Below are 5,003 nucleotides of genomic sequence, written 5' to 3'. Positions count from 1 at the left end.
TGATTGGTGTAGGTGTGGATACCTTACAATGGTTCGCCCTGCTCATTATGGCCATCGCAGTGATCAGCGTTTTTGTGAACCTGTACAATTCCCTGAAAGAACGGAGTTACGATCTGGCCATTATGCGTACACTTGGTGCCTCACGCAGCAAACTCTTCCTCATTGTAATTGCAGAAGGCATGATGCTAACCTTTGCTGGTACCCTAACCGGGATTTTATTGGGCCATGCCGGCTTACAGATCATCGGTCATTTCCAGGAAAGCAGCCAGGCAAGGCTCAGTGGACTGCTCTTCCTGAACAGTGAAATATATTTGTTGGCTGCCGGTCTTGCTATAGGTATATTTGCAGCTATAATCCCCGCAATACAGGCCTATAGATCCAACATCTCTGAAATCCTATCCAAAAGTTAAGATAAAAGACAAGACATGAAACAATTCCTCCTCCTATTATTCGTACTCACCGGTTTTGCAGCCAAAGCACAACACGATCCCAACGACCAGATCATTTCTGCAAACTGGGAGGTGATCGGCAGTGTGAACTTTAAAATCGTAAAAAACAAAGAGATGGTCCCGGTATTTACCCCCGAGATTAAAAAGCATGCAGATAAGCTCTTCGAACTCGAAGGCTATATTGTTCCGATAAAAGACGGCATGAAACAAACCAAATTCATGCTCTCAACGTTACCTATTAATCAGTGTTATTTCTGCGGAAAGAATGGCGTACCTGTTATGGTCCTGGTAGAACTTGCCGAGCCGGTCAAGTTTACCTACCAAACCGTTACCATAAAGGGCATTCTGAAACTCAGTAATGCAAACGCCATGGACACCCCGCCAATATCGCTGATCAATGGAAAATCAATCTAATCTTATGCATATAGACCCGGTAAATATCTTAAAGGACCACGATTTAAAGCACACCAAACAAAGAGTTCGTGTATTGGAAGAAATTGCACTGGACACCGTTGCAATTTCACAACCTGAACTGGAAAAGAAACTTGGAAAGGAAATAGACAGGGTAACCCTCTACCGTATTTTAAACACCTATGAAGACAAGGGTATCCTTCACCGGATCATGGACATGAACGGAACGGCCAACTATGCCATCTGTTCCTCGTCCTGCACAGAACACCACCACCACGATGAACACGTGCACTTCAACTGCAGCAACTGCCAGAAAATCTATTGCCTGGACGTCAAGATACCAAGTATTAAAATGCCACCGGGTTTTACAGCCAGCAGCATCAATACCACTGCCTACGGGATATGCGAAAAATGCAGTGCCGGAATGAAGGCCGATTAATTAATACACTTAGCTCGAACACGCAGGCTAAAGCACCCAAAAAAGAGCAAGCCACTTTATCGACATCCGGATCATCCTTCATGATCCGCAGAGATAAAGCGGCTTGCTCTTTTATAATTTTAATGGGAAAAACTAGTGGCCTGAATGACCATCAGCACCGTGCGCATGGCCATGAGCCAATTCTTCCTCAGTAGCCTCACGAACAGCAAGGATCTTACCAGCAAAAATCAAATTTTTACCAGCCATAGGGTGGTTTAAATCTACAGAAACAGTCGTTTCGTGTACACCAGTAACACCAGCTCTGAAGTGGTTACCTTGATTATCCTGCAAAGGAATAACATCTCCAACGTTAGGAAGATCAACATCCTTAAACATTTCTTTTGGAAGGTCAGCATAAGCTCCCGGATCGATCTCTCCATAACCATCAGCCGCAGAAAGTTCAAAACCATACTCATCACCTGCATTTTTTCCAAGCAAATGCTCTTCAAATTTTGGTAACATCATACCCACACCAAATAAAAAAACCAAAGCGTTTTGCTCATCAGCTTTTTCTACAAAAACTTGTTGTCCTTCTTCGTTAGTCGTATGCAATTCATACGTTAAGGAAACTACTGTATTAGGTTTAATACTCATTAGATTCTTGTTTAATTTATTAATTTTATTGCTTCCTCAACTGAAAGTACTGGCAGCTGACATGCTTTATTTCGGCAAATATAGATTTTTGTTTCAATGCTTTGCTTATCTTTTAACAAAGGAAGTGCAGAATTTGTTCCCGCAATAGTAATTTTATTCGGAATATAGATGCCATTCAACTCTTCCAGGGCACTTTTAACCTCATTTCCAGCTATTGCAATTTCATTGATGCCAAATACTTCGTTCAGCAATTGTATCGCCCAATTGGAATAGGCCGAGCCATAGGTCTTAATTTGTGGCTGTACCGCAGCGAGCATCGCCGCAGCCTTATCCAAATAAACAGGTTCGTCAAAAAACAAGCCTAGTGCCTGTAAATTTTGCGCCATTACGGAGTTCGAAGCCGGGATAACATTGTCCATCAATTCATGCTTACGTGCAATCAGACTCTCCCCCGTCACACTTGTATAGAATAACATTGGGCTATCCGGATCAGAAAAATCTGCCAGAACAATCTCCGTTAAACGTTTGGCTTCATTTAACCATTTATCTTGAAAATCTACTGCATATAAGGATAATAAAGCTTCGATAAAAAACGCATAATCATCCAGAAAGCCAGGGATGCTCGCTTTCCCGCTTTTATAATTGCGGTACAAACCGCCCATAGGAGTGATCAAATGATCCGAAATGAAAGTGGCCGCTTTTACTGCCATATCATAATAGGTCTGTTCCCCAAATACATTAGCACTTTCTGCCAGACCTTTAATCATCATTGCATTCCAGGCGGTAATACATTTATCATCCAGGCCCGGTCTAACCCGGCCGCTTCTGTGCTCCAGCAAGTTTTCTTTCAACAGCCTCACTTTATGCTGCAATTCAGGAACGGCGAGTCCTTTCGCCTCTGCAAACTCCTCATCCGTATGCCTGCGCAACAGAATATTGGTTTGTTCTTCTTCCCAGTTTCCTTCTTCGGTCACATTAAAATATTCAGCCAGTAAAAGATGATCGCCACCGGCAAGCACTTCAAATTCTTCAGAAGACCAGACATAGAACTTACCTTCCACCCCCTCGCTATCCGCATCCAAAGCGGCATAAAAAAGTCCTTCCGGAGAGGTCATTTCTCTTTTCACCCATTCGATAGATTCCTCTGCCACCTGTTTAAACAGAGGCATACCAGCATATAAATAAGCCTCCGCATATAAACTGATCAGCTGACCATTATCATAAAGCATTTTTTCAAAATGTGGCACATGCCAGTCCCCATCCACTGAATAGCGGGCAAAACCACCGCCTACCTGATCATAAATTCCGCCTAAAGCCATCTTTTGCAAGGTGAGCAAGGCCGATACATGCGTTGCGTCGTCTTTCATCAAATGGCTGTAACGAAGCATAAACTGCCAGTTATTAGGTAAAGGGAATTTAGGTGCCCGGTTATAGCCACCTTCACTCATATCAAAATACCGCTTCCAGGGTTCAATGACCTCTTTTAGATCTTCCTGGGTATACTCGGCACTCTTTATGTTCGGAACAATTCTTTCTGCATTCCTGATGCCATCGGTTAATCGATCTGCATACTGTCTGGCCTTATCGGGTTCATTTTCCCAGAGATCTGCCACATGAGACAGGATATTAATCCAGTCGTCTTTCTTAAAATAGGTTCCACCATAAATAGGCCGCTGATCCGGCAAACAAATACAATTTAAAGGCCAGCCTCCGCTTCCTGTCATCAGCTGTACGGCCAGCATATAGATCTGATCAATATCGGGGCGTTCCTCCCGGTCTACTTTAATACAGATAAAATGCCGGTTCATCACTTCGGCAACTTCATGGTTCTCAAAACTTTCACGTTCCATAACATGACACCAGTGACAAGCCGAATAACCTATACTCACCAGGATCAGCTTTTGTTCATCTCTTGCTTTCTGTAAGGCCTCTTCTCCCCATTCAAACCAGTCAACCGGGTTATAGGCATGCTGTAATAAATAAGGAGAAGAAGCTTTAATTAAATGATTGGGTTCAGAATTCATACTATAAAGGTAAAAAGATATGTTGTACTTTTACGGTAAAGCAAGCCATATGAAGATTACCCACACCGAAATATACCGCTTCAGCATTCCGATGGAACCCTTTGTTATTGCCACGGGAACGATGCATTTTGCACAAAATGTACTGATCAGGGTACATACTGATGAAGGCATTTACGGTGTAGGTGAATGTTCTGCTTTTCCTATGATTGTTGGTGAAACACAGGAAACCTGTATTGCAATGGCCAAAGACTTTGCACAGATCTGGCTGGACAAAGACCCACTTGACATCCCCGAACGGATGAATGACCTGCTGGGCTATGCTGCTCATAACAGTACCATTAAGAGTGCTTTTGATATGGCCTTATTTGATATTTCGGCAAAAAACGCCAGGCAGCCACTCTACAAGTTTCTTGGCGGGCACAAACGACCCATAGAAACCGATATGACCATAGGCATAGGAAGCCCGGAGGAAATGGTACAATCTGCCTTGAAATATCAGCTGCAAGGCTGTAACATCTTAAAGATCAAACTGGGCAAAAAAGTCCATGACGACATCCAGAGGGTAGCCCGGATCCGGGAAGCCGTGGGCCACAGTATGATACTGAGACTTGATGCCAACCAGGGCTGGAGTTTTGACGATGCGCTGCTTGCCTTGGGTGAAATGGCTCAATACAACATAGAATTCTGCGAACAGCCCATGCGTACCTGGTTTGATGATAAATTTCCGGAACTGAAACTCAATTCGCCCATCAAACTCATGGCAGATGAAAGCTGTTACAACCATCACGACGCCCGTAAACTGATCAACAGCCAATCCTGCGACTATCTGAACATTAAATTTTCAAAATCAGGAGGCATCCTCGAAGCCCAGAAGATCCACGAAACTGCCTTACAAAAAGGCATGAAATGCATGATTGGAAGCATGCTGGAAAGCCGGATCGCCTTAAGCGCGAACCTACACTTCGCATTGGCGAGTCCAAATGTGGTTTTCTTCGATCTGGACACCTGCCTTTTAGGCCATCTGATCGACCCGGTACAAGGCGGCCT

General features: G+C 43.8%; 6 protein-coding genes. 4 read left to right on the top strand and 2 right to left on the bottom strand.

The genetic code is table 11. The annotated features are described in order from the left end of the window. From VNZ46_RS19135 to VNZ46_RS19125, 3 genes are all read left to right on the top strand, one after another. Window positions 1–410, top strand: a 410-nt coding sequence (locus tag VNZ46_RS19135) for an ABC transporter permease (RefSeq protein WP_325561618.1), incomplete at its 5' end; no start/stop codon positions are given. Window positions 411–425: 15 nt separating this feature from the next. Then, window positions 426–863, top strand: a complete 438-nt coding sequence (locus VNZ46_RS19130; protein ID WP_325561617.1) for a hypothetical protein — start codon at window positions 426–428, stop codon at window positions 861–863. Beyond that, window positions 847–1,299 (top strand): Fur family transcriptional regulator, encoded by a 453-nt coding sequence (locus tag VNZ46_RS19125; protein WP_233260662.1) that lies wholly within the window; start codon window positions 847–849, stop codon window positions 1,297–1,299. The genes VNZ46_RS19130 and VNZ46_RS19125 overlap by 17 nt, the downstream gene beginning before the upstream one ends. Window positions 1,300–1,431: 132 nt before the next feature. On the opposite strand, the gene VNZ46_RS19120 is transcribed toward VNZ46_RS19125, so the two are convergent. Next, window positions 1,432–1,932, bottom strand: a complete 501-nt coding sequence (locus tag VNZ46_RS19120) for an FKBP-type peptidyl-prolyl cis-trans isomerase (protein WP_108550702.1) — start codon at window positions 1,930–1,932, stop codon at window positions 1,432–1,434. An 11-nt stretch (window positions 1,933–1,943) separates the two neighbouring features. Next, window positions 1,944–3,956, bottom strand: coding sequence for a thioredoxin domain-containing protein (locus VNZ46_RS19115; RefSeq protein ID WP_325561616.1), 2,013 nt, complete (start codon window positions 3,954–3,956; stop codon window positions 1,944–1,946). A gap of 49 nt (window positions 3,957–4,005) precedes the next feature. On the opposite strand from VNZ46_RS19115, the gene VNZ46_RS19110 reads away from it, so the two are divergent. Then, window positions 4,006–5,003 (top strand): dipeptide epimerase (locus VNZ46_RS19110; protein ID WP_325561615.1); only part of this gene is annotated, 998 nt, incomplete at its 3' end.

Source organism: Pedobacter sp., from assembly GCF_035566355.1.
Lineage (GTDB): Bacteria > Bacteroidota > Bacteroidia > Sphingobacteriales > Sphingobacteriaceae > Pedobacter.
This window is presented reverse-complemented; position numbering and strand designations above follow the sequence as displayed.

Excerpts from the sequence above, each read along its gene's own strand:
- VNZ46_RS19130 (WP_325561617.1), top strand. The coding sequence starts at position 426 with ATGAAACAATTCCTCCTCCTATTATTCGTACTCACCGGTTTTGCAGCC.
- VNZ46_RS19125 (WP_233260662.1), top strand. The coding sequence starts at position 847 with ATGGAAAATCAATCTAATCTTATGCATATAGACCCGGTAAATATCTTA.
- VNZ46_RS19120 (WP_108550702.1), bottom strand. The coding sequence starts at position 1,932 with ATGAGTATTAAACCTAATACAGTAGTTTCCTTAACGTATGAATTGCAT.
- VNZ46_RS19115 (WP_325561616.1), bottom strand. The coding sequence starts at position 3,956 with ATGAATTCTGAACCCAATCATTTAATTAAAGCTTCTTCTCCTTATTTA.